The sequence below is a fragment of the Janibacter sp. UYMM211 genome (assembly GCF_040547045.1).
Classification (GTDB): Bacteria; Actinomycetota; Actinomycetes; order Actinomycetales; family Dermatophilaceae; genus Marihabitans; species Marihabitans melonis.
In genome coordinates, this window is sequence record NZ_JBEPOY010000005.1 from 91,640 (window position 1) to 115,786 (window position 24,147).

At 71.0% G+C, this 24,147-nt stretch carries 19 protein-coding genes; 9 read left to right on the forward strand and 10 right to left on the reverse strand.

Annotated features, from left to right (window positions below):
* Positions 1-64: 64 nt before the first annotated feature.
* From ABIB53_RS13545 to ABIB53_RS13555, 3 genes are all read right to left on the reverse strand, one after another.
* Complete coding sequence (locus ABIB53_RS13545; RefSeq protein WP_354588546.1) at positions 65-544, reverse strand: hypothetical protein; 480 nt, start codon at positions 542-544, stop codon at positions 65-67.
* A gap of 49 nt (positions 545-593) precedes the next feature.
* Positions 594-1,475: an MFS transporter gene (locus ABIB53_RS13550; RefSeq protein ID WP_354588547.1), complete on the reverse strand. Its 882-nt coding sequence runs from the start codon at positions 1,473-1,475 to the stop codon at positions 594-596.
* A gap of 189 nt (positions 1,476-1,664) precedes the next feature.
* The gene (locus ABIB53_RS13555; protein ID WP_354588548.1) at positions 1,665-2,525 is read right to left on the reverse strand and encodes a LysR family transcriptional regulator; all 861 of its coding nucleotides are present in this window, start codon (positions 2,523-2,525) and stop codon (positions 1,665-1,667) included.
* A gap of 108 nt (positions 2,526-2,633) precedes the next feature.
* Between ABIB53_RS13555 and ABIB53_RS13560 the strand changes: the two genes are divergently transcribed.
* The 8 genes from ABIB53_RS13560 (at position 2,634) to ABIB53_RS13595 (ending at position 13,755) form a co-directional block, all read left to right on the forward strand.
* Positions 2,634-3,671: an EamA family transporter gene (locus ABIB53_RS13560; protein ID WP_354588549.1), complete on the forward strand. Its 1,038-nt coding sequence runs from the start codon at positions 2,634-2,636 to the stop codon at positions 3,669-3,671.
* Positions 3,672-4,354: 683 nt separating this feature from the next.
* Entirely contained in the window at positions 4,355-7,036 is a 2,682-nt protein-coding gene (locus ABIB53_RS13565; RefSeq protein ID WP_354588550.1) for a BbrUII/HgiDII family restriction enzyme, read from the forward strand.
* Positions 7,037-7,125: 89 nt separating this feature from the next.
* Positions 7,126-8,760 (forward strand): DNA mismatch endonuclease Vsr, encoded by a 1,635-nt coding sequence (gene vsr / locus ABIB53_RS13570; RefSeq protein WP_354588551.1) that lies wholly within the window; start codon positions 7,126-7,128, stop codon positions 8,758-8,760.
* 221 nt (positions 8,761-8,981) lie between these two features.
* Positions 8,982-10,415, forward strand: a complete 1,434-nt coding sequence (locus ABIB53_RS13575) for an Eco57I restriction-modification methylase domain-containing protein (protein WP_354588552.1) — start codon at positions 8,982-8,984, stop codon at positions 10,413-10,415.
* Positions 10,416-10,462: 47 nt separating this feature from the next.
* Complete coding sequence (locus ABIB53_RS13580) at positions 10,463-12,124, forward strand: Eco57I restriction-modification methylase domain-containing protein (RefSeq protein WP_354588553.1); 1,662 nt, start codon at positions 10,463-10,465, stop codon at positions 12,122-12,124.
* On the forward strand, positions 12,117-13,100 hold the full coding sequence (locus tag ABIB53_RS13585) for a hypothetical protein (protein WP_354588554.1): 984 nt from the start codon (positions 12,117-12,119) through the stop codon (positions 13,098-13,100). Before ABIB53_RS13580 ends, ABIB53_RS13585 begins: the two co-directional genes overlap by 8 nt.
* A 72-nt stretch (positions 13,101-13,172) precedes the next feature.
* On the forward strand, positions 13,173-13,403 hold the full coding sequence (locus ABIB53_RS13590) for a hypothetical protein (RefSeq protein WP_354588555.1): 231 nt from the start codon (positions 13,173-13,175) through the stop codon (positions 13,401-13,403).
* A 172-nt stretch (positions 13,404-13,575) separates the two neighbouring features.
* Positions 13,576-13,755: a hypothetical protein gene (locus ABIB53_RS13595; protein ID WP_354588556.1), complete on the forward strand. Its 180-nt coding sequence runs from the start codon at positions 13,576-13,578 to the stop codon at positions 13,753-13,755.
* A gap of 279 nt (positions 13,756-14,034) precedes the next feature.
* On the opposite strand, the gene ABIB53_RS13600 is transcribed toward ABIB53_RS13595, so the two are convergent.
* From ABIB53_RS13600 to ABIB53_RS13630, 7 genes are all read right to left on the reverse strand, one after another.
* Positions 14,035-15,207: an AlbA family DNA-binding domain-containing protein gene (locus ABIB53_RS13600; protein WP_354588701.1), complete on the reverse strand. Its 1,173-nt coding sequence runs from the start codon at positions 15,205-15,207 to the stop codon at positions 14,035-14,037.
* A gap of 173 nt (positions 15,208-15,380) precedes the next feature.
* Positions 15,381-16,739, reverse strand: coding sequence for a TniQ family protein (locus ABIB53_RS13605; protein ID WP_354588557.1), 1,359 nt, complete (start codon positions 16,737-16,739; stop codon positions 15,381-15,383).
* Positions 16,736-18,226 (reverse strand): TniQ family protein, encoded by a 1,491-nt coding sequence (locus tag ABIB53_RS13610; RefSeq protein ID WP_354588558.1) that lies wholly within the window; start codon positions 18,224-18,226, stop codon positions 16,736-16,738. Before ABIB53_RS13610 ends, ABIB53_RS13605 begins: the two co-directional genes overlap by 4 nt.
* A complete protein-coding gene (locus ABIB53_RS13615) occupies positions 18,223-19,218 on the reverse strand; it encodes a hypothetical protein (protein ID WP_354588559.1) in 996 nt (331 codons plus the stop codon). Before ABIB53_RS13615 ends, ABIB53_RS13610 begins: the two co-directional genes overlap by 4 nt.
* Positions 19,215-21,371, reverse strand: a complete 2,157-nt coding sequence (locus ABIB53_RS13620) for a TnsB C-terminal domain-containing protein (RefSeq protein ID WP_354588560.1) — start codon at positions 21,369-21,371, stop codon at positions 19,215-19,217. The genes ABIB53_RS13615 and ABIB53_RS13620 overlap by 4 nt, the downstream gene beginning before the upstream one ends.
* A 41-nt stretch (positions 21,372-21,412) precedes the next feature.
* Positions 21,413-22,108, reverse strand: a complete 696-nt coding sequence (locus ABIB53_RS13625; protein WP_354588561.1) for a hypothetical protein — start codon at positions 22,106-22,108, stop codon at positions 21,413-21,415.
* Positions 22,109-22,503: 395 nt separating this feature from the next.
* Positions 22,504-22,671, reverse strand: a complete 168-nt coding sequence (locus ABIB53_RS13630) for a hypothetical protein (RefSeq protein WP_354588562.1) — start codon at positions 22,669-22,671, stop codon at positions 22,504-22,506.
* Between the two features lie 462 nt (positions 22,672-23,133).
* Here ABIB53_RS13630 and ABIB53_RS13635 point away from each other — a divergent pair, with 462 nt between their 5' ends.
* Complete coding sequence (locus ABIB53_RS13635) at positions 23,134-23,922, forward strand: 8-oxoguanine DNA glycosylase OGG fold protein (protein WP_354588563.1); 789 nt, start codon at positions 23,134-23,136, stop codon at positions 23,920-23,922.
* Positions 23,923-24,147: the final 225 nt, after the last annotated feature.

Consider the following 24,147-nt stretch of genomic DNA (forward strand, 5'->3'; position numbering starts at 1 on the left):
GCGACTTTCGAACCATCACTGAGCCGAGCCCCGCGCGTCGCATGCCGTCGTTCGAAGACCATCGTTAGTGAGCAGGGTTCGACGCATCTTGCCTACGGGAGCGGCGAATGGCGAAGGCGGCTGCGATCAGCGCGATGGCGCCTGCGCCACCAAGCAGGAGGACCGGCCCGTTGTCCTTGCTCTTGGGAGGAGAGTCGGTCTGGACGACAGTTGGCCGAGCGACGTCGGAAGATGCTGAGGGCGTGGCGGTCGAGGGCTGCCCTTCTCGGATCGTGAGCGTGACCGGGTCGGTGTCGTAGCCCTCGGCGAGGGTTGCGTAGATCTCGACGGGTCCCGTGACGTCGGCAGGCAGAGTGACGCGCTGCGTGAAAGCGTAGTCGGCGTCGGCGTCGACCGTGGCGAGAATGGATCGAGTCCCGTCGGCGCTCAGGACGAGGTCGATGTCGGTCGCGGGATCACCGAGGACTGGTTCGGGGGCGGTGCCCTCGTCACCGTTGCCGGTGTCATTGCAGTCCGTGCCGAAGGCGGCGCCGGTGATCGTCACCTGATCCCCGGGCTTTGCTTTCGTTGGTGAGACCGTGATCAACGGCGCCTCACATGCGGCGGTGGCGGCCGGTGCGACGACAACCCCGAGGGCGAGCACAGCGGCGGCAGATGCGGCGAGGGTGCGCAGTCGATCCATGGTGCTCAGACGTCAATGCCGCGCCGACGGTTCCGCGCGTGATCCGCGCTCTCGAGCAGCACCCTGAGGGGGTCCTATCGTTCGTTCGATGAGTGCAGCCGTCGACGTGCTGATGCGCACGCCCCCCACCCTCGAGGACTACCTGCCCCTGCGCGCCTCGTCCGGGTTGTCCCCGAAGTCGAGAGCCGAAGGTGAGGGTGCGCTGCTCGGCAGCTGGTGCTGGGCGACTGTCCAGCACGAAGGCCGATCCGTCGCGATGGGGCGCGTCATCGGAGATGGCGCGTGGTCCTTCCACATCGCCGACATGGCGACCGTGCCCGAGCAGCAGGGCCGCGGGCCGGGCGGAGACGAAGGCGTTGGCCCCGCTCAGCTCGCCGCCGGCGGCGAAGCCCTGGAGGCAGCGGCACAGGACGAGGACCGCGGTCGCCCACACGCCGAGGGTGGCGTAGGTGGGCAGCATGCCGATGCCGGCGGTCGCGACCGCCATGAGCAGGATCGTGTAGGTGAGCGACTTCTTGCGGCCGTACTTGTCGCCGATGTGGCCGAAGAAGATCCCGCCGGGGATGCGCAGGAAGAAGGCGACGGCGAACGCGGCGAAGGTGTTGAGCAGCGCGGTCGTGTCGTCGGTCGCGACGAAGAAGTGGGTCGCCAGGATCGCGGCCATGTAGCCGTAAATCCCGAAGTCGTAGTACTCGACGACGGTCCCGAGCACGGCGGCCCGGATGACCTTGACGGTGGACTGAGGGGGACGCGCGAGCTCGGTCTGGTCGCTCGCGGCGGTGGAAGTGGACATCGTTGGCCTCTCGCCTATGTTCAAATGGTGAACGCCGTGTTCAAACTATGACGATACGATGCCAGGAGGGGGTCTCGAGCGCAAGACCCGGGCATGATCGGGTGGACCGAGGGCGTGGCGAAGGGGGCGCCCGCGGAGATCGCGCGGGCGGTTGGCGAAGGGGTGACCGGGGCTGGTCGACCCCGCCCGCTACCCGCCGGAGTAGAGCCGGGTCACCGCGTCGACGAGGTCGCCCAGGCCGGAGGGGACGCTGTCGCGCCACCACGTCAGGCGCACCGGGACGCGCGGGCCGTCCTTGACGGGGCGGAAGGTGACGCCGTGCCGCGAGTGGTGGTGGGCGGTCGCCTCGGCGGTCGTGCCGACGCCCCGGCCCGCAGCGATCGCGTCGAGCCAGCTGTCGACGTCCGTCGACTCGAGGTAGTCGCGCGGGGCACCTCCCTCGGGCCACAGGTCACGGCTCGTCGTCCCCGAGCGGGGGTCGACGAGCACGGTGCGCTCCGCGATCTCGGCCATGGTGATGACGCGGCGCCGGGCCCAGCGGTCGTCGTCGGAGGCGAAGGCGACGAGACGACGCTCGAGCCCCACGACGACCGAGTCGAGCCGCGGGTCCTCCGGCGCCCGTCGGACGACCGCGACGTCGCACACCCCTTCGACCAGGCCACCGGTGGGCGAGTTGTGGCGGACGAGCTGCAGCGTCGACCCGGTGCGCTCGGTCGACCACTGCCGCTGCAGGGGTGCCGTGTGGACCCCGAGCGCGGCCCACGCGTAGCCGAGCCGCAGGACGCCGTGCCGGGTCGCGAGGAAGTCGGTGAATCGCTCGGCCTCGGCCAGGACCCGCCGGGCCTGCGGGAGGACCTGCTGGCCGACGCTCGTCAGCTCGCAGCCGCGGGGGACGCGGCGCAGGAGCCGGTCACCCACGTCGTGCTCGAGCGCGGCGATCGTGCGCGAGACGGCGGCCTGCGAGACGTAGAGCCGGGCGGCTGCCTCGGTGAAGGAGCCCGCGTCAGCCGCGGTCACGAAGAACTCCAGCGCGCGCAGGCCCCATGCCATGACCTCAGCGTATGGCAGCGCCACAACATGCACTGGTGTCATGGGAAGAGCGGTCCTAGCGTCGAGTGCATGACGACGAGGACAGTAGTGAGGTGCGGGCCGTCGACGGTGACATCGGCACCGTCGACCCCCGACACCGCCCAGCGGCATCACGCCGGGGGCGTCGCGCTGGCGCTCCTCGGCGCGGTCTCGAACCAGACGGGGGCAGCGGTCGGGGCGACCGCCTTCCCGGCGATCGGGCCGGTCGGGGTCGTCGCCGTCCGCCAGCTCGTCGTCGCGGCGGTGCTCGTCCCGGCGGTCCGCCCCTCGCTGCGAGGTCTGCACCGCGACCAGTGGCTGCCCGTCCTCGGTCTCGCCGTGGTCTTCGGCGTCATGAACCTCGGGCTGTACGCCGCGATCGAGCGGATCGGGCTCGGGCTGGCCGTGACGCTGGAGTTCGTCGGCCCGCTCGCCGTCGCGGTCGTCGACTCGCGCCGCTCCGGGGGGCTGCTCGCCGCTGCCCTCGCGGGCGTCGGGGTCGTCGTCCTCACTGACCCGGGTTCGACGTCGGACCTGCTCGGGATCGCGGTGGCCCTCACCGCGGCGGCCGCGTGGGCGGCCTACATCGTGCTCAACCGCGCCGTGGGGCGAGCGCTGCCCGGCCTCACCGGGACCGCGCTCGCCAGCCTGATGTCGGCCGGGCTCTGGCTGCCCGTGGGGCTCGTGTGGTTCGCCGTGCACCCGCCGACGACGCAGGCCATCCTGCTCGCCGGTGCGTGCGGGGTGCTCGCCTCGCTCGTGCCCTACGTCGTCGACCTGCTCGCGCTGCGCCGGGTGGGCGCGGGCAGCTTCGCCGCCCTGACGAGCGCCAACCCGGTCGTCGCGGCGCTGGCGGGCCTGGTGCTGCTCGACGAGCGCCTCGGGCTGCAGGCCTGGGTGGGGATCGCTCTCGTCGTGACCGGCAACCTCCTCGTCACGATGCGAGGACTGGGCGGTCCCCCTTCTGTCCGGCATCGCGCGAGTCTGATCGAGTTGATTCACCCATTCGAGGACTCTGACCGGTCTGCGTTTGAAGACTTTGATCGACCATGTGCGCGAGAGCGAACTCCCAGTGAGGGTATGAGGCACGAGCCGCGGGGCGGCCGGCTGGGGCGATGCGGATGGTAGAGGGGGGGCAAATAGGTCACCGCGACATTGCGGCTGGGGTTCAGCATCTTGGGCTATCCATAATTTCCCGACCCTGTGCGTTTGATGCATCTGTTCGTGAGGCGCCAAGCCAAGATGGGTTCAGAGCCGAGGTCGTCGGCCCATCAACTGATCTCTGTCGAGCCGTCGACGCCCTGCTGCGGCTCGGACTACGCCTCGATGGGAGCAAGGCCCAGACGAAGAACGTCAGCAGACCGAGGGCTCCGATGAGCCTCACGCGCGTGGCCATCGCGCGCCCTCTTGATCTCGACACCATGGTCGAAGGCTAAGACTGCGAGCAAGCTGCGCGGGGGCGCGTGGCAGAGAGGGCGTCCACCTCACGGTCGAGATTGGTCGTCAATGGCATAGCCGTTCCATGTCCTGGCCCTCACAAGCGCTCCCTACAGAAACCTCCGTGTCGGCGTGCGGAGGCCCGAAGGACGCGGCGCGGGCCGTCGTGGTACTTCCACTCTCGCGTCGCGATACCCGGCGACCGACGCGGCTGGTCCCACGGACCTTGCCGATGGTTTCGATCCCGGGTCCAGGGCACGAGCGCCCAGAACCTGGGTCGACGGGGGTTGCACCGCGCCGTGTGGGTCGAGGAGGACGGGGGTCGACCTGGCTAGGGTCGGTTCGACCTACTGATGCGTCAAGGGGAGCAACCGATGACCGACGATTTCCGCACTGTGCTCGACCGGTACATCGAGGTCAACGGTGCCCAGGAGATGAACGACGTCGACGACGAGTACGCGCGCCGACTGTTCTCGCCCCTCGAAGAGGCGCCCCACCGCGAAGAGGTACTCGAGGCCGTCGCGGTCGGGCAGCTACCGATGCCGGCGTATGTGCTCGGTGACGGCACGACCATGCTCATGTACCCGGAGTACGCCACCCTGGTCGCCGAGGCGGGGGGCAAGGACCGGCTGCGGGACTGGTTCGTGGGCCAGTGGGATGAGTCGCAGCGCGGCCACGCCGAGCAGGAGTGGCAGCGGTACCGGTCGGGTCAGTACGTGACCTTGACCGAGGTGACCCCGCGGGCCATGCAGGAGAGGGATCGCCTCGTCGAGGCGACCGCAGGGTTGACCGCGACTCTGGACTCCGACCCCGACAACGACGATGCACGGCGCGCCCTCTCCTCGACACTGGACGACCTCGACCGGATGCTGTTGCCGCTGACCGGTTATGACCGCCGGCGCTTCGGGGGGACCCTGCCACGTGAGGAGCTGGTCGACGAGGTGCGGCAGAAGTACCTGCCCGACGCGGACGATTACCGCATGACCTTGAGCCTGAACGTGCTGAACCACCTCGGGATCAATCTCTACAGCAATCTCCCGGCCATCCTCTCCGAGGCCGTGGCCAACGCGTGGGATGCCGACGCCACGCGGGTGGACATCGACATCGACGCCCCGAACGAGACGGTGACGATCAGCGACAACGGGATCGGGATGACCCGACGCGAGATCAACCAGCGCTACCTCAACGTGGGCTACCGGCGACGTGAGGACGAGCAGAACGTCGCCGCGAGCACGACCCTTCGGCGCCGTCCGGTCATGGGACGCAAAGGGATCGGGAAGCTCTCCTTGTTCTCGATCGCCAAGAGCATCGAGGTGCAGTCCCGGGCACGTCGACCGGTCGGCGACTCCGAGGCAGAGCTGCAGCGGTCCGCCCTGATCCTGGACCTCGACGACATCATGGGCAAGATCGCCGGGCACGACGTCGCGACCTACAGCCCCACCACGATCGAGGCGGACCCGAGTTTGGGCGAGCCCGGGACCAAGCTGATCCTGACCCGTCCGCGCAAGGAGCTGAACAAGACCGCCGCACATCTGCGGCGACGTCTGGCCCGGCGCTTCGCGATGGTGTCCGACACCTTCGAGATCCGCGTCGACGGCCATGCGATCACCTTGGCCGACCGCGATCTGGCCAAGCGCTGCCGCTACCTGTGGGTCTACGGGCCGAAGGACTACCGCGATCGGGTCAAGGCCATGGTCAAGGGCGCCGAGCGGGTCCGCGAGAACGACGGGTCGACCAAGGGGGGCAACCAGGTGCAGGGGTGGATCGGCTCCGCGACCACCTCGACCGAGCTCAAGCCCGTGGACGAGCAAGACGAGACCCTGAACCGCATCTCCGTCCTCGTGCGCGGCAAGCTCGCCCAGGAAGACGTGCTCGAGTCGATCGCGCAGGGCGGGATCTTCACCAAGTTCCTCTCCGGGGAGATCTACGCCGACTTCCTCGACGAGGACGCCCAGGACGACATCGCCACGAGCTCGCGGCAGGGGATCGTCGAGGACGACCCCCGCTTCATGGACTTCAAGCAGTTCATGGCCGAGCGGATCGCCTCCATCGGCACGGACTGGAACAACTTCCGGGAGCAGGACGGGGTCGACGACGCCACGAAGCTGGTGCCCGCCATCGAGGACTGGCTCAAGGGGTTCAAGGGTGACACCAGGACGCAGGCCGCCCGCTTCGTCGCCCGGGTCAACAGCATCGCCGCAGACGACGCCCAGCGCCGCCAGCTCCTGGGCAGCGCGGTGATCGCCTTCGAGCGGCTGCGGCGGCGAGATCGCATCAGCGAGATCAACGCTGCGGACGACGCCAACCTGCCCGCCCTGATCGACGCGTTCAAGAACGTCGACGACGTCGAGGCGGCGATGTACTTCGACATCGTGCAGCAACGGCTGGAGATCATCCGCAAGTTCGAGACGCTCACCGACGACAACGCGTTGGAGAACATCCTGCGCGACTACCTCTTCGAGCACCTGTGGCTGCTGGACCCGGCTTGGGACCGGGCGACCGAGGGCAACATGGAGACCACGATCGCCAAGCTGATCAACAAGAAGAAGGGCCCGAAGGACCGGGTCGACATCAAGTACCGCAAGATCGGCGGCGAGCACGTCATCGTCGAGCTCAAGCGCGCCGGCCGGACCGTGAGCACCGGCGAGCTGCTGACCCAGACCGAGAAGTACCGAGGGAAGGTGCTCGACGCGCTCCGCCATGCAGCCGGAAGCGACGTGGACGTCCAGGTCGTCTGCGTCGTGGGCACAGACCTCAGCGACTGGGCGAAGGACGGCGGCCGGGAGCGGTCGCGTAGGTCTCTCGCGCCGTACAACACCCGCGTGGTCATGTACCAGGAGCTCGTCCAGAACGCGTTGCAGACCTATCAGGCCTACCTCGACGCCAACCGGGAAGTGGGCGCCGTGCGCGACGTCCTGCACGCCATGGAGACCCAGATGACCGCCGGACCTGCTGCCACGGACGCATCCGGTCCCGACGCGGCGGCACAGGGCCCCGGGGACGCCACCGACGCGTCCACGGACGCGGTGGAAGGACCGACGGCACCGCAGAGCTGAGGGTCCGCACCCCCACCTGCCGGCGCGCTTCGAGCGGACCGGAACGACGACGCGAGGAGGTGTTCGGCCCCTCGAGTACGATCGCGATCGTGCCCCAGACCCGCCCCAGCCGACCCGACGTCCTGCGCGTGGTGTCGCTGTTCAGCGGGATCGGGGGTTTGGACTCCGGACTCGAGCTCGCCGGTCACGAGGTGATCGAGATGTGCGAGTCCTGGGAGCCGGCTCGACGGGTCCTGGCCGAGCACTACCCCGACGTGCCGATCGCGCAGGACGTACAGTCCTACACCCCTGGCATGGAATATGACGTGCTGGCGGCGGGGTTCCCCTGCACGGACCTGTCCCACGCGGGCGGTCGCACCGGCATCTTCGGCAAGAGCTCCGGCCTGGTCGAGCACGTCTTCCGCATCGCCGAGCAGACCCGGCCGAGGTGGATCCTGCTGGAGAACGTGCCCAACCTGCTCGGGTTGCACTCCGGCGCGGGGATGGACCACGTCATCGGCGAGCTCGAGCGGCTGGGTTACCGGTGGGCGTACCGCACGGTCGACGCCCGGTTCACCGGGGTCCCCCAACGACGACCCCGCGTGATCATCCTGGCCTCGCCCACCGCCGACCCCAGCCGGGTGCTGCTCTGCGAGGACGCCGGCGCCCCCGCGGCCCCGACCGACCCCGACACGGCAGGGTTCTACTGGACCGAGGGGCGCACAGGCCTGGGCCTGGTCGAGGACGCCATCCCCACCCTCAAGGGGGGCTCGACCCTGGGCCTGCCCTCGGCCCCGGCCATCTGGTTCCGTGACCGGGACCGCGGTCACCGCCTGGCGCTGCCCGGTATCGAGGACGGCGAGGCCCTGCAGGGCCTGCCCCGGGGTTGGACCGCGCCGGCAGTCGTGCCCGACGAGCCCGACCTGCGCTGGAAGCTCATCGGCAACGCCGTCCCGGTAGGGGTCGGACGATGGCTGGGCGAGGCGCTGGCGCGCCATGGCCGGACCGCGGAGCAGCACTGTCCCGTACCCCACGACGGGACGGTGATCACGCGGGGCAAGAAGTGGCCCCAGGCCGGATGGGGGCAGGACGGGACGGGCTACAGGTCGCAGGTCTCGCAGTGGCCACGCCGAGAGGACATGAACCCCTTGGCCGCCGTCGTTCGATCCCCGGCACCGATGTCGTTTCGCGCCGCCGCCGGGTTCTTGTCCCGGGTCGAGGAGGCCGGACGGGACATCCCCGACGAGTTCAGACGCGACGTCGAGGACCACCTACGCCTGCTGCGCCCACGACCGAAGCCGTCGTGGGCCAGCAGCCCGGGATCGCGGCGCCGGATGCAGAAGCAGAAGCGTGCCAACACCAAGCCCGAGCTGGCGTTGCGCAGCCTGCTGCACCGTGACGGGCTGCGCTACAGGCTGCAGGTGCGTCCCAGCCCCGAGCTGCGTCAACGCGTCGACATCGCGTTCATGAAGGAGAAGGTCGCCGTCGACGTACGCGGATGTTTCTGGCACGCCTGCCCCGAGCACGGCACCGCCCCGAAGGCCAACGCTCAACGGTGGGCCGAGAAACTCCAGCGTAATGTCGACCGCGACGAGCGCACCCGACTGACCCTGACCGAGCTCGGCTGGGAGGTCATGGTCGTGTGGGAGCACGAGGACCCCGCCGTTGCGGCGACGAGGATCGCCGAGGCCGTGCGCTCCCGCCGCGGCGCCCAGGAGGTAGCCACCCACCCGGTGGCGTCGTGACCATCCGCCCGGTCCCCGCCCGGCACACGCCTCACCGTCCCGCCCTGGGAGCGGTGTACACCAGGGAGTGGGTGGTCGACCTCGTCCTCGACCTCGCCGGGTACACCCCCCGACAGGATCTGGGCGCCTCGACCGCGGTCGAACCCGCAGCCGGTCACGGGGCGTTCCTGCTGCCCATGATCGACCGACTGGTGCGATCGGCTCACGCGCACCGCCGCAGCGTGGACGATCTCGGTGAGGCGTTGCTGGCCTTCGACATCGACCCGGCAGCGGTCGCCACCACACGCCACCGCGTGGTCCAGGCCCTCACGGCCGCCGACGTCGCGGCCGGCACGGCGCGGCGCCTGGCGCGGACGTGGGTCCGGCGCGGGGACTTCCTGCGCGCCGCCCCCGACCTGCCACCCTCGGCGTGGGTGATCGGCAACCCCCCGTACCGGCGCGTCGAGGACGTCGACCGTGAGCAGATGGCCGCCTACCGCGCGACCTGGCCGACCATGACCGGTCGCGCCGACGTGTACGTCGGGTTTCTCGAAGCCGGTCTGCGGATGCTGCAGCCGGGGGGCACCCTGGCCGTGGTCTGCGCCGACCGGTGGATGCGCAACCAGTACGGGGCCGCACTGCGTGAGCTCGTCGGCGACGCCTTCGCCGTCCGCGCGAGCATCGCGATGCACGGGGTCGACGCCTTCGACGACCCCGTGGCCGCCTACCCGGCGATCACCGTCATCGAAGCCGGCGAGCAGGGCCCGGCCCTGGTCTGCGAAGCAGCCCCGCGGTTCGACGCCCGCGCGGCCGAACGGCTGCGCGCGACCCATCGAGGCGGGCCGCCCGAAGACGCGTCCGGGCGACGGCACGGCGAGGACCCCGACTTCACCACGGCGTGGACCAAGGGCTGGTTCACCGGCCGCGCCAGCTGGCCCGACGCCGACCCCGCCCACCTCGAGATGCTGTCGGCGCTGGAGGCACGCCTGCCCACCCTGGAGGAGAGCGGGGCTCGGGTCGCGATCGGTGCCGCCACCGGGGCCGACGAGGTCTTCATCACCCACGACCCGGGCCGGGTCGAACCCGAGCGCCTGCTCAAGGCCGTGACCGCGAAGGAGGTCCGTACCGGTCGGATCACCTGGGCGCGACGACACCTGGTCAACCCCTGGGACGAGGACGGCCTGGTCGCCCTGGAGGACTACCCCGGACTGGCCGCCTACCTCGTCGGGCACGAGCAGCTCCTGCGGGGCAGGCACGTCGCTGTGAAGAACCCGGCCCGCTGGTGGCGCACCATCGACCGGGTGCACCCCCGGCGGGCGAGCCGACCCAAGCTGCTCGTCCCCGACCTGACGGACCGGGTCCTGCCGGTCTACGACCACGGCGAGTACTACCCCGGGCACAGCCTGTCCTACATCACCTCCGAGACCTGGGACCTCGAGGTACTGGGGGGGCTGCTGATGTCCGACGTCGCCACCATGTTCGTGCGCGCCTACTCGGTGCGGATGGCCGGTGGGCACCTGCGGCTGGGCCCGCAGTACCTGCGCCGCATCCGGGTGCCCCTTCTCGAGGACATCCCCGCGCCGTTGGCGTCCTGCCTGCGCCGAGCGTTCCGGGAGCACGACACCACCGCGGCCGACGTCCATGCCCGCGTCGCGTACGGACTCGACCCGACCTAGGTGTGTCCGACCACGCGGTGCATCCCGCGCCGACCTACAGTGGCGTGGTGTCGAGTTCACAGACCCCGGACCGCGCCCTCGTCGACGCCCTCGACCGCAAGTCCCGAGGGGCGTTCTTCACCCCTCGGCAGATCACCGAGCACCTCGCCACGTGGGCCATCCGCTCCCCCCGGGACCGTGTCCTTGAGCCCAGTGCGGGTGAGGCCGCGTTCCTGACCTCTGCGGTCGCGCGCCTGCACGAGCTGGGCTGCGCACGTCCCGAGGTCGACGGCGTGGAGATCCACGGGCCGAGCGCGCACCTCGCCGCGGCCGCGGTCGCCGCGGTCGGGGGACGGGCCCACATCAGGACCGACGACTTCTTCCTCGTCGACCCTCGGGGCGGCTACGACGTCGTGATCGGCAACCCCCCCTTCATCCGCTACCAGGAGTGGACCGGCGCCCAGCGCGACCGGGCCCGTTTCGCGGCGCTGCAGCAGGGCGTCGCGCTCAGCGGTCTGGCCTCGAGCTGGGCGGCGTTCGTGGCGCACTCGGCCGGCTTCCTGGTCCGGGGAGGACGCCTGGGCCTGGTCCTGCCCGCCGAGCTGCTCAGCGTCAACTACGCCGCACCGGTGCGACGGTTCCTGCTGGAGAACTTCGCCTCCGTCGAGCTCGTCGTATTCGACCACCAGGTCTTCCCCGGCGCCGAGGCCGACACCGTCCTGGTCAAGGCCGAGGGTTGGAAGCAGCCCCCTGCCCAGGGAGCCGTCCTGCGCCAGACCCGGGACGCCTCGACCCTGTCGAGCCTGGGCGAGGGCACGCCGTGGCAGGCGGTCGACCTCGACGAACGGTGGAGCGCCAGCCCGCTGTCGCCGACCTCACGGGACGCCCTGGACACGATGACCGGCGACGGCGACCTGGTCCCTCTCGAGACCTACGGGGACACCTCCCTGGGAGCGGTCACGGGAGGCAACCGCTTCTTCTCGCTCTCACCTGCACGGGTACGCGAGCTGGGCATCCCCCGGGCGGACCTGATCCGGATCAGCCCGCCCGGCAGCGCCCACCTGCGAGGGCTCGACCTGACCGAGAAGGACCTCGTGCGGCTGGGCCGTCAGGGCCGCTCCACCTGGCTGCTGCACCCGCGTCGCACCCCCGGCGCCGCGACCGCGAGGTACATCGAATCCGGCCACACCGCAGGGGTGGACCAGGCATACAAGTGCCGGGTGCGCACACCATGGTGGAAGGTGCCCGTGCTCGCCGCGCCGGACCTGTTCCTGACCTACATGAACGCCGACACCGCCAGGCTCGTCACCAACTCGGCCGGTGCACGACACCTCAACAGCGTCCACGGCGTGTACCTGAGCGACGAGCTGCGTCCCCTCGCCCACGACGTCCTGGCCCTGGCCGCGCTGAACTCCTACACCGTGCTGTCCGCCGAGCTGGTGGGCCGCTCCTACGGTGGCGGCGTGCTGAAGATCGAGCCCCGCGAGGCCGACCGGTGGCTGATGCCCGGCCCCGCCCTGCTGCGCACGCACGGCCGGCGGCTACGACAGGTCGCACCGCAGGTCCGCTCACTGCTCGCGGACAGGCAGCTGGCGGCCGCGTCCGCGGTCGTCGACGACATCCTGTTCGCCGACCGGGACTCGACCCAGGCCGTGCGCACCGACCGGTCGAGGTTGCTGACCCGCCGCCAGGACCGCGGCCGCAGCGGGAAGCGGGCCGAGGGTGCCTGAGCATCCCCCGCAGCAGGATCCCGAGCCCAAGGCGCCAAAGCCGCCCAAGGCGCCCAAGCGCGACTCCTTCAGCCCGTTCGACGAGATCCTGGCCCGCGCCACCGCCGACGACCCCTGGGCGCACTCGACGGGGCAGAGCCCGCTGTACCGCCCCGACTACACCCTCTTCGAGACCCTGCTCACGGTGCCCGTGGGCAACATGTCCGCCCCGAACACCGGGGCCCTGGCCAACGGTGTCGACTCCTGGCTCTCGCACGAGCTGCGTCGCGCGGGGTTCGACCACGACTCGGTCTGGCCACGTCCGAGCCGGCCGCGCATCCTGCCCCGCGACATCTCCGCCCTGCTCGACGGGCTGCCCGCCGGGCTCGCCGGCGAGGTGCGGGACCGGCTGAGGGACATGCCTGCCGTCGCGCCCACCGACGCGAAGATCCTGGGTCGCGCCTACGAGAAGCAGGTCGACGTCGCCATCGCGCGCTGGGACCGAGGACCCGAGCTGCTGCTGTCCACCAAGACCCAGGTCTCCTCCTTTGGCAAGAACCTGCCCAACCGGTTCGAGGAGGCCTACGGCGACGCGGGGAATCTGCGCACCCGCTACCCCCTGGCCGCGGTCGGGTTCTTCTTCCTCCAGCGCTCCACCATCCTGGACAAAGAACCCGACGCCTTCGAGCGCACGATCGACATGATGCGCAAGCTGCGCGACCTCAACGGCAGCACCAACGGGTACACCGCCACCGGGCTGGCGCTGGCGTCATGGGACGAGAAGGACCGGAGGGTGACCATCGAGCTGGACGAGGTACCCGAGGACGTGCGGCCCGAGCAGTTCCTCACCCGCATGGTCGAGCAGGTCCTCGACGCCACGTCCGTCACCCAGCACATCGAGGTGCGCAACCGCGTCGCTCGGCGCACCGTACCCACTGGCGACGAGCAGGACACCGGGCCCTCGGTGGGCGTCCCCGGTCGCGACGGACTGCCGTAGCAGGTGACCACGAGGACACCACCGGTGCTCGTCCGGGCACACCGCCCACCGACCGGTCGTTACGATCACGCCATGGCCATCTGCAAGAACTGCGGCGAAGACTTCGACGTCCCCACCGTCCGGGCGGCGTACGACGAGATGCTCGACGGCGAGGGCGACTACGACACCGACGACGGCGGGGACCGCTGCCTGGACTGCTCGCTCCCGGACCACGTCGCGGGGGCACTGGCCCACGGCCAGGCGATCATGATGGTCAACGGCGAGATGGACTACGACGAGGAGCACGTCGAGAACCACCTGTGACCCGGTGATCCGCGCCCGGGAGACCCGGTGCGGGTCGGGTCGGACCAGAGGTCGACGGCGCCCCGTGCGGCCCGGACCGTGCTCGACGAGCTGATGCCCGACGAGGACGAGCCCGTCGTGGACACCGACCCCGACGGCGTCGATACTGGGGGCCGGGACGAGGAGGACGACCATGGCCGAGCAGGCGCGCGAGGGCACGCCGGCGACGAAGGCGAGGGTGCAGACCAAGTCCGGTCGGGTCATCTCCGCCAGGACCCAGCGTGCGGCCGCGAGGGTGTACGTCAAGGCCAGCGAGAAGGCCGGCGAACCGGTCTCCCAGCGCATCCGCGACCTCGCATCAGGACGACCCTGACCTCGGCAGGCGACGGGCCCGTTCACACCGGCGCGGCCCGCGCGCAGACCTCGGACCATCGGTCGTCGGGCCGGTTCACGGGGGCCGAGGAGCCTGGTGACCACGAGTCCGACGAGGTGGGCCGCTGCCTGGACTGCGCGTTCCCGGACCACATCGCGCGGCCCTGGCCTACGGACCTGCGATCGATGGTCGACGGCGGGATGGACCACGACGAGGGGCACGTCGAGAGGTACCTGTGATCCGGTGGCTCGCAACCGGGCGGCCTCGGTGCGGGCCGGGTCAGTGGCCCGGGTCGGCGAAGGCCGCCACCACCTCGGGGTGACGCTCGTGGTGGGTGGCGCGCGCGAAGCTGCGCATCAGCGTCCTGGTCACCGTCCCGGGAGCGTCGTGCAGGTCCGTTCCGGACACCTCTGTGGTGCGGTGGTGGTCGGCGAGGTCGTGCGTCACGGGGTGGTGCCGCACGTCCAGGGTGTGCCCTGCCACGCCGGTGACCGCGGCGCCGAGGGACCAACGACCCCGGTACCCGGCGAGATCGGCGACCAGAGCGACGACCTGGACGCAGTGGCGGGTCAGGACCACCGCGAGATCGGGCCAGATCGTGCTGTCGGTGCCGTCCCGGTCCCAGGCGCTGACCCGGGTCATCCGCACCCGGATGCACGCGTCCTCTCCCAGCTCGACCACCACCCCGTCCTCCCACCGGGGGTCTTCGGAGTCCAGGGGCAGGGTGAAGCTCGCCAGCCGGATCCCGTCGGAGGTCCGTGAGGGGGTGCTGGCCGCGCCCAGCATGTGTGGCGTCTCGGTCGCCGACGGTGCGGCGGCCCGGGCTCGGGCGATCAGGTCGTAGAGGTCGTTGTGGACGTTGACCCCGTCGAGGAAGTCCCCGAGCGTGCCTGCCGGTCCCGTGGTGGGTGCCGCGACGAAGTGGAAGTGGGCCTGGAGCCGACGCCCGGCGGGGACGTGGTCGTCGGCGACCCAGTCGCGCAGCGCGGCCTGGCGTGCGCCGGCCGAGGTCCGGCGCGCGTCGTGCATCCGTAGGACCTCGGGGTCGCTCAGGGTCCGCTTCTGGGTGTCGCCGCGACCGAAGTAGGCCCCCTCGACCATGTGTGGCGCCACCTGCGAGGCGGGCACCTCTACCCACAGGAAGCCGTGTCCCCGCTCCTGCTCGTCGGGCAGGACCAGGCAGCGCAGGTGCAGGGGTGGGTCGATCCGGGACCTCGCGACGCTCTCGACCCGCTCGCGCAGCCCGTCGAGCCGCACCGGTGAGGCGGTGGCGGGGGTTCCCCGGGTGAGATCGGCCTCTGCCACCCCGATGACCAGGGACCCGCCGTCGGGGGCGAATTGGGCCAGGTCGCGGGCGAGCTCGGCGTTGGCGGCCCGCCCGTCGTTGAGCCGGCGCTTGAACTCGAGGTAGTGGTCCTCGTCCGGCCGGTCTGCGTCGAGCCACTTCCTCAGCTCGGCGGCATCTGCCGGTGGCTCTCGTCGCGACGTCGGGGGACTCCCTGTGGGGTGCGGTGCCGCTGTCTGCGGCGTGCCTCATCGTAGGAGGGCCCGCGACCGGCTACTGCGCTGCCGGCCCGCCCCCCTTCGCGCCTCACCACGGGGGGGTGATGTCTTCGTGCGCCGCATCAAGCCGACCGCGGCGCCGCGGGGCGGGGTCGCGGCGACCCGTCCCCGTCCGACGGGGGGTGCTCTGCTGTCGGGGCGGGCGAGGACATCGGCTGGTCCAGGAGCAGGTGGACGGCTTGCCCGACGGCGTGCAGGTACTCCCCGAACCGCCCGGTCGACTCCAGGTGCCACCACAGCCGGCGGAGCGGGACCTGGTGGGGCTGGGACCAGCCCAGGTCGTCGCAGGCGTCCTTGAGGCAGGCGCCGGTGGTGAGCATGTGGGCGATCTGCGCGGCGGCGACCTGGCAGTGCGCGTCGGACATCCACGGGGTGAAGTCGGTGAGCGTGGGCACGGTGAGGTGCTCGGGCATCGAACGAGGCAGGAGCCGGCGTGCTCGCTCCCGGCTCCACGAGGCGGTGATCGGTCGGTGCGCGGTGGGCAGGTAGATGTCCTTGGCCCATGGGCGGATGAAGTGCCCGGGTTCACCGGCGAAGCGGGTCAGGTCGGCTCGCAGACCGAAGGGGCTCGACGAGCCGTGCTTCTGCAGCACCGCCGCCAGGTACGCGCCGCGGTGCTTGCCCTCGACGAGGACGTCCAGCTCCTCGGGCCACCGGTCCATCGGTGTCTCCACCGCGGTGAACGCGGCCGGCAGGACGTCGGCCATGACCCATGGCTCGTACACCGTCGAGGCCTCCAGCAGGATGTCCTGGCGTCGTGACGCGAGGACCTCGGCGGCGGCCAAGAGCTCGACGAAGCCGTCCCTGGGAGACAGGCGGGAGAACCCTCGGGTGCCTGCCAGGATGCTCTCCAGGCGGGCTTGCGTGTGGTGAAGACGTCCCCATCGCGACGCGCTGACGTCCCCGTTCCGGTCGGCGTCGTGCGGGTGGAGCAGGGTGTGGTGGGCCAGGCACAGCACAGCCCAGGGGTAGGCCCACGCGATCCGGTCGACGTCGGGGTCGCATCGTGGGCACCAGCGCCGTCGTCGCGGGTCGGCGATCCATCCCAGGGAGCGCAGGTCGGTGGTCGTGGCCGAACCGCTGACGGGGTCGAAGGCTCGGGTCGTCTCCTCGTCCAGGCTCACGGTGAGGCCGTGGTGGACGGACAGCTGCATGGCCTGGACCTCCTCGACCCGCAGGTTCAGCCGCCGGGCGGTGGCGGCGGCGACATCGTCGGTCATCGCGATCCCGGCGGTGCACGCCGCGAGGTGGGGGCGCCGGAGCCGGGAGGCCCATCGGCTGCTGATCGGTGCGACGAGGTGGGCCGGCTCGCATCGGTACGCCCGGGCGGTCCGGTTCAGGTAGCCCGGCCATGCCTCGGCGGTGGCCGGGGCGATGCGCAGGGGAAGCGGCTCGGGGTCGGGGTGGGGTCGAGTGGTCATCGTCGCTCCTGTTCGCTGCACGGGCACCACCTGCTGGTGGTGTCCTGTCGTCGGCAGGTGGGTGCCTGGGCCGGTGCGAGGCAGGTCGTGCCGTATCCCACGGTGATGTCGGGCCGCTCCTGCCAGCTGCCGCGTGCGGGTTGCCCGGGCAGGACGCCCGCCAGACGGTCCGCGGTGTCGAGGAGGTCCTCCCGCAGTCCTGGGAAGCGTGCCGAGAAGCAGTAGCGGGTCCAGTTGCGTGCGGTGTGCGGGGGTATCCCCAGCACGCTCCCCGCGCGGGTCCAGGTCGTGCCGTCGTGCATGCGCACCAGGATCATCGCGACCACGGCTCGCAGCAGGAGCTGGTCCGGTCGTGAGCTGGCCCGTCTGTGCTGCGGCAGGGCGCACGGCCAGACGAGCTGTGGCACGTCCGAAGGTGTCCAGGTGAGGACCTGCAGCCGGGACGGCAGGTCTCGTCGCCGCTCGAGACGCACATGTACGCGGCCGACGTGGGCCAGTGCCGCGTCGGTGACCGCCGTCAGGGCGGGGGCGGGCCGGGTGGCGCGGGCGAAGGTGTGCCGGTTCGGGCTGGTGATCCCGGCGGTGGCGCACCAGCCGAGGAGGACCTGGGCGGCGGCCTCGACGGTGGGTGCGTCCGTCAGGGGGGCGGCGTCGCGCAGGAGCGCGTGGAGCTGGGCGGCGTCTCGCGGTGGGCTGCTCCACCGGTGGTTCCTGGTCGTGGTCTGCACGTGGCTGCGGCCCAGGGAGATGGAGATGCCGATCGCCGCCTGCCAGGCCCGCAGGGTCTGCAGGCCGGTGTGCACCTCTCCGGCGACGACGCCACGGTCGGAGGCGATGACGAGGGCGCAGGTGAGCGTCGAGTCGACCGCGGCGGCCGGCGCGGGACGCGCCGGCGCACGGCAGAGATCGGCGCCGCAGACCCCGCCGCCGAGCGGGAGGTCGCAGTACGAGGTCCCGATGCGTGTCCGGGCGCGGGAGGGGGCGGTGGCGCTCAGGGCGTTGTACCGCCCCACCGTCTGGTGGCACGAGGGGCAGCGGTGCTCGAGCCAGACCCGGTGATGTGCGCACGTCGTGATCCAGGGGATGCGCCAGTCCAGGCGCCATATCCCGTCCCGTTGCAGACAGATGGGGCAGTAGCGCCCACCGGCGAGGAAGACCCAGCCCTGGTGGCTGACCTGCCGGGTGGCGTCGAGTGAGCCGTGCCGGGCCGCGTCGAGGCCGGTCAGGTCGAACGCCCGTCCGTGGAGTGACGACAGATGCATCGCATCGACCTGCGCGGGTTCGAGGTGGAGCAGCTGTGCGCACCTGGCGGTCCTCTCCCGGTCGAGGATCACCCCGTGATAGCCCGGCCACCGTCCGGCACGCCGCAGGGTGATGTGGTCGGCCAGGGTCGCGACGTCGGTGCCGTGAAGGGCGGCGGTCCGGGTGAGGTACCCGTGCCAGGCCTCCGCGGGTGCGGGGTCGATCCGCAGCGGCAGCGCGGTCATGCCGGGGCCGCCGGGATGGTCGGTAGGCCGGCGGCGGGGTCGACGAGCCGGGCGGTGGCTTCGAGGGCCATGCGGTCCAGGACGGTGTCGTTGGTGACGGCGTGGACGGCCGCCTCGGTGGCCCATCGGATGGCCAGGCCGGGGCGTCCCAGGGATCCCTCGGCGAGGGTCTTGATGCTCTGCCGGGTGGCGAGGTGGAACTGCCGCTGTCCGCCGGGGAACACCAGCTGCTGCTCGAGCTGGCGCACCAGTCGTTCCCATCCTGTGGTGGTGCGGCCGTCGGGTGGGGGCCAGTCGCCGCACATGACCCAGTTGCGGGCCGAGAGGCGGACCTGCTCGCCGGCCGTGCCCTGGAAGATCCCGTCCTGGCGCAGGTTCGTCCCGGTGACCACCGCGGTGGCCGGGATCCCGGTGATCAGGCCCTTCAGGGCGGTGGCCAGCGAGCTCGTGTCCCGGCTCCTGGCCCCGAGCAGGCCGTGGGAGTCGTCGATGATGTACCCGCGTAGGCCGACCTTGGGTGCCATGTACCGGATGGCGGCGACGTGCTGGTGGATCCCGGCCGACCTGTCGACGAGCGCACCGACGGAGTGCGCGAGTGCCTGGGCGATGCTCTTGGCGCCGGTGTGGTTCAGCACCTCGATGTACGCCCAGGGGCGGGGACGGTGACAGGTCGGGTCCTGCGGCGGACGATCGAGCGCCTGGCGTGTCTGCTCCAGGGCGGTCGCGATGGTCGCGTAGGTCTTACCCGCCAGTGGTGGCCCGTCGACGACGACGATGTTGCGGCCGGTCAGGGGCGCGCGGAGGTTGCGGTGCTGGGCCTGGGCGACGGCGTGCGCGACCTTGTGGGTGTCGTCGGTGGTCAGCGGGCCGATGTTGAGGTTCCAGTCCACGAAACTGTCGACGGGGTCGCCGGGGGTCGGCGCCACCCGGCTGCGCAGGTGTAGCGCGTGCTCGGCCCAGGTGTCGGGGTCCTGGGGGTGGAACGCGGTCATGGCGCCCTCCCCGTCGAGGTGTCGGTGTCGGGGTCGAACTCCTCGAGGTCGTCGAGGTCGACGGCCTCGTCCCTCTCGTCCAGGTCGGCGTCGAGGATGTCGTCGCTGTCTGCTGTCGCCGGGACGACCCGGGCGGTGAGGCCGTCCCGGGCCGGTTCGTCGCCGAAGGCGAGCCGGCGGAACTCGGGCGGGGCGTCCTGCAGGTCGTGGGCGTAGTCGTGCTGCCGGCTGTCCTCGATGGCTCGGATGCGGGCTTCGTTGCGGTCGGTGAGGCGCTCCGGTGCCCAACGGTTGACGAATTGCGCCCTGGCCGTCGCGGCGTCGTTGGGTCGAAGCGGGCGGTGGTCTCCTCGGATGACCTGGGTGCGGATGGCCTTGTCGAACATGTCGCTGCACGGCATCTGCGCATCGGTGGTGTCACCTGCTCGGGGGATGCACAGCCATTCGCCGGTGATCGGGTGGCGGGTGTACACGCGGCTGACGTCCCACCGGTCGTAGAAGACCAGCAGTCGGCGCGCCGGACCGCTGACCCCGCGCGCGAGATGGGTCCGCAGCGCGACGAGGGTGGCGTTGTTGTAGACCCGGCCCTCGATGTTGACCCCGTACGCGTTGACCGTGCAGCTCTTCGAGCTGAGCAGCTGGATGAGCCGGTACGGGTCGGTGGGGACGGTGACCTCCCCGCCGGATTCGAGGTAGGCCTCGAAGACTCCGGCGGGGCACAGCGGTGTGGCGGAGTCGTGCAGCGCGGTCAGCCCGCGGTGCTCTTGCCAGTGGTAGATCTCCAGGATGTAGTCCCACAACGCGTCCCGCAGGTCCTGGGCGGTCAGGGCCGCCAGATCCTCGACACCCTTGGGGTGGTTGCTGACGTCGGCGCCCTTGTACGCGGCGAGGAGGGACTGGATCTCGCGCAACGAGTTGTGCAGGGACTCCACGACTCCCTTGGCGTGGGCGGCTCGTGGCGGGCAGAACACGACGTCGACGTCGATGCGGGCGCAGGCGGAGACGAGGTGCTCGCAGTCGAACTCGCGCCCGTGGTCGACCACGATCGCGCTGGGGATCAGGGCCGGCTTGGTCCCCAGGACGGGGTGCGGTGGGTCCTCGTCGGGATCGAGCACCGGGACGATCAGGGTGGGCATGCCGTGGTGGTGGACGAGCTCGTAGGGGTACCCGGAGCGAGTGATCGTCGGCCTGCCGATGTCCCACAAGAGCATCGCCACGTCACGGCTCGTCGCCGATCCGGTGACCACCCGTAGCGCGAGGACGCAGCGGGTGAAGACGTCGACGGCGGTGAGGATCGTCGATCGCTGCCACCCCACCCCGGGCGCCCACACGTGGAGGTTCGTCGTCGTGGCGTCGATCTGGACGATCTCACCGGGCCTGGACACCAGGCGCCGCCGGTATGCATCGGCGGGCTTCATGGCGACCCGCTCACGCCCCTTCGCGTCGAGGTGCAGGTCGAGTGAGCGGGAGAGCTCGTTGACGATGTCGCGCAGCTTGTACTGGGAGATGTCCTCACCGATCCCGGCGTGGATCAGGGCTGCGCGTGCCGTCGTCATCAGGGCCTTGACGCTCAGACGCGCGCGCGCAGGCTGGTCGGCGAGGACCTTGCCGATGATCTCGAGGACCTCGTCGTCGACGTTGCTGATCCGCTGGGGCCCGACGCGGCGGTTTCCGTGGATGAGGGCTTCGATGCCGTCGCGTTCCACTGCCCGGAGCTGTCGGCGTAGCTGGACGACCGACGAGGCGGGGATCTCGCGGTCCCGCAGCTCGCGGGACTTCAGGTTCAGACGCTCGGTCAGGGTCGTGTGCTCCGGGTCGTAGGACCGGGACAGCGCGCCGCGTTCTCGGTCACCGTCCGCGTCGCCGCGTCGACTCCCGGTGCGGATCTGCAGCAGGTCTCGATACCGGTCCTCGATGCGCTGGCGTTCCTGGGCGGGGAGCTGCTGCAGGAGCGGCGAGCCCGTTTCACTGGCCCCGACGGGCTCGGGCGGGCGGTCGGCCAGGGTGGCGAAGAACTGGGTCGTCGGGATCCGCCGCAGACCGTCACCGGTGTCGATGAGCACTTCGAGGCGCTGCTCGGAGTTGCGGCCGAAGCTGACGACCCGCGCGGGCGACCCTTCGAAGGTCACCATGGCGCCGGGGGTCACCGTCACGGACCGTTCGTGGCCGCTCTCGCCGGCGGGCGGAGGCGGGGTCAACGACTGATCAGGCATCGGGTGCTCCTTGGGGGCGATGGGCGACGCCGGATGACCGCATCCGGTGTCAGAGGTGCGGCGAGGTCGACGAAGAGATGCCGGGTGGCGACGAGGTGCCACACGGCCGAGTAGCTGGGTCGTGCGGGCGGGCCGAGCGCTCCGGCTGCGTCGGCGATCTGCTGGACCGCGGGCATGGTGGCCAGGCGGGCCAACCACCCGGCGGTGCCGGCCGAGCAGTGGCGGTGCGCGTAGATCAACGAGATGTTGCGCTGATGCTGCGGTGTGAGCTCACCGCGGAGCTGATACCGCCACCGCATCCGGTGCGCGGTGGCCTGTGTCAGACGGAAGATCGCCAGCGCCTCCGCGGTCTGCAGCCTCGATCGACGGGTGATGTCGACCAGGGTCACCTGCCCGTCCGCGCGCAGGTGGAGCGCATCGGGGACGTGGGTGCGTACCCGCGCCCCGATCGGCCACGCCAGGCGCATGGGCTGGGTGACCATCTGCACGACGGGCTCGCCGGTGAGCAGGTCGCGGTAGTTCTCCTGCTCGTTGCGCGACTCGAACCACCCCGCGTGTGACTCATGCGCCTGTGACGGCATCGTCATCCGGCCGATGTAGTTGCGCATCCCTTGGTAGGACACGGGCCGCCTGACCTCGGCGATGTCGTCGGGCACCAGGCTCGCGCACTGGCTCACCGACAGGTCGAGGCTGGCGGTGCGCGACGTCGACGGGTCGAGCCTCCGGACGGCGACGCGGGTCGCGTCGAGGACCTCCTCGAGACCGTCACCGTCGGCGGTTCGGATGACGTGGTCCCAGGGGGCGAACGGGCCTTGGGATCGCGGCAAGAAGTCCACGCGGGCGCCACGACGGTGCGCCGCCCGCGTCGTGGCCTTCAAGACGCCGACCCGACAGGTCTGGGGCGTGGACCTGTTGACAGGTGCGATCGGGGTCGCCAAACTGACATGAGTGAACCTCCACTTCAGCGGTGGATGAGCAAGGACAGCTCTTTGGTGATGCGTCAGCCGGGTTGCAGCCCGGCTTTTCGCATGTCTGGGGTGTGTCGGGGCTCAGACATCTGCCCGGGGTCGGCCTACATCTCGGCACCTCGCTCGGGTGAAGCCGCCGTGCGCCACGCTCGCGCGACGGCGTGGCTGATGGTGACGTCGTCGCGGTCGGCGACGGCGTAGATGTCTGCGGCGACCTCGCGTGGGAGACGCAGCTCGACGCGGATCACCGGCGCGGACGGCTCGGGGGTCACGCGGGGTCGCCCGCGGTGGGCCGTGAAGGGTGGCCGGTCGGCCGAACGGTCGGGCACGGGGATCTCCTCTCACGGGCGTGCGAGCCCGGTCGCGCTGGTCAGGCGCACGTGCTCCGACGAGCACGGAGAGGGTTGGTTAGTCCCTGCCGGTCGTGGGTGTGGACGGCACCCCGGCGACCATGTCAGCTGTGACTCCTTCATGAGGAGTATTACCGGTAGTCCTCGGGCGGCACAAGGACTCCCACCACCCCGCTCCCGGATCGCGCGTGCGTGCGTTCGAGGTGGCAGGCTGCGGGTGTCGATCTCCAGGGGAGGTCTCGGATGAGCGGCCCACCCGCGCTGTGCGGCGTCTACTCGCGGGTCTACCCGCAGCCCCGATGCTGTCGTGAGCCCCTTCATCGTGGTGCCCACGAGAGCGTCGACGGCCACGAGTTCTTCGCCTCCATCGGTGGGACGTGGCGGATGTTCGAGGCGGTGCGGTCCTCGGCGACGGGGGACGTGTCGTGCCTGCCCTTGCCCGCGGCGCTGCGGGTCCACCTGTCGACCACGACCCGGCACGGCTCGGTCCACGATCAGGACGTGAGCGTCGACCCGACGTGGTGGCGCACGGTCCTCGGCGACACGGGGCTCCCCGGCGACCCGCCCGGGGGCACCCGCCGTGACGGGCACACCCGGGAGCTGCTCTGCCGCCGCCGTCTGTTCGAGCTCGGCGACACGGTCGGGCACCGCTCCTCGCCCGAGACGGTCCTGTCGTTCCTGTGGCACGTGATGGCGTGGGGCTCACCGCCCCGGGGCCGGCGGCGCAGGGTCTCCTCCCTGGTGGGCAGGATCCCCGAGACCGTCGACGCGCTGCGCACCGCGTGCGAGCAGGCCGGCTCGGATCCGGTCGCGGGGTACCGCACGCTGCGCCCACGGGGATCGGGTGGCCCGCCAGGGCTGGGGCCGGCGCTGTCGACCGGCGTGCTGTACTTCGCCGGTGGCGGGAGGGCAGATCACCCGGCTCTGATCCTGAACGAGGGGATCGCGGCGGCCCTGCACGCGCAGGGTTGGGACCTCTCACCCACCGCCGCGCACTGGTCTGGCCGGACCTACGACCGCTACTGCGTCCTGCTGGGTCGGTGGGCCCGGGAGGCGAGCCGACAGCTGGGCCGACCGGTGGGCGCCGACGAGATCGAAGTCTGGCTCTCCTGCCAGGCCGGCGCCGATCCGGCCGCGTCTACACGTCCAGAGGGTCGGTCGCGACAGTTATGACGAGATATGTGGCGGTATAGGAAAGTCGTATACCTCTTCATACTTCGGGCGGTCTCGCAGGTCACCTTGCCCGCCGAGCGCCGCCGGACGTCAGTCGCAGGACCCGTGTAGGAGCTCACGGGCGAGAAGGCCGGCCGGATCGATACCACCCGCCGGGGTGCCGGATGCGCGAGAAGGTACCGATACCGGGGTCCACTCCGTACTGTCGCTGCGCCGCAACCAAAT

What these genes read in the sequence shown, in the direction of transcription:
- ABIB53_RS13550 (WP_354588547.1), bottom strand. Translation starts at nt 1,475, where the DNA reads ATGTCCACTTCCACCGCCGCGAGCGACCAGACCGAGCTCGCGCGTCCC.
- ABIB53_RS13555 (WP_354588548.1), bottom strand. Translation starts at nt 2,525, where the DNA reads ATGGCATGGGGCCTGCGCGCGCTGGAGTTCTTCGTGACCGCGGCTGAC.
- ABIB53_RS13565 (WP_354588550.1), top strand. Translation starts at nt 4,355, where the DNA reads ATGACCGACGATTTCCGCACTGTGCTCGACCGGTACATCGAGGTCAAC.
- ABIB53_RS13590 (WP_354588555.1), top strand. Translation starts at nt 13,173, where the DNA reads ATGGCCATCTGCAAGAACTGCGGCGAAGACTTCGACGTCCCCACCGTC.
- ABIB53_RS13595 (WP_354588556.1), top strand. Translation starts at nt 13,576, where the DNA reads ATGGCCGAGCAGGCGCGCGAGGGCACGCCGGCGACGAAGGCGAGGGTG.
- ABIB53_RS13605 (WP_354588557.1), bottom strand. Translation starts at nt 16,739, where the DNA reads ATGACCACTCGACCCCACCCCGACCCCGAGCCGCTTCCCCTGCGCATC.
- ABIB53_RS13610 (WP_354588558.1), bottom strand. Translation starts at nt 18,226, where the DNA reads ATGACCGCGCTGCCGCTGCGGATCGACCCCGCACCCGCGGAGGCCTGG.
- ABIB53_RS13615 (WP_354588559.1), bottom strand. Translation starts at nt 19,218, where the DNA reads ATGACCGCGTTCCACCCCCAGGACCCCGACACCTGGGCCGAGCACGCG.
- ABIB53_RS13635 (WP_354588563.1), top strand. Translation starts at nt 23,134, where the DNA reads ATGTTCGAGGCGGTGCGGTCCTCGGCGACGGGGGACGTGTCGTGCCTG.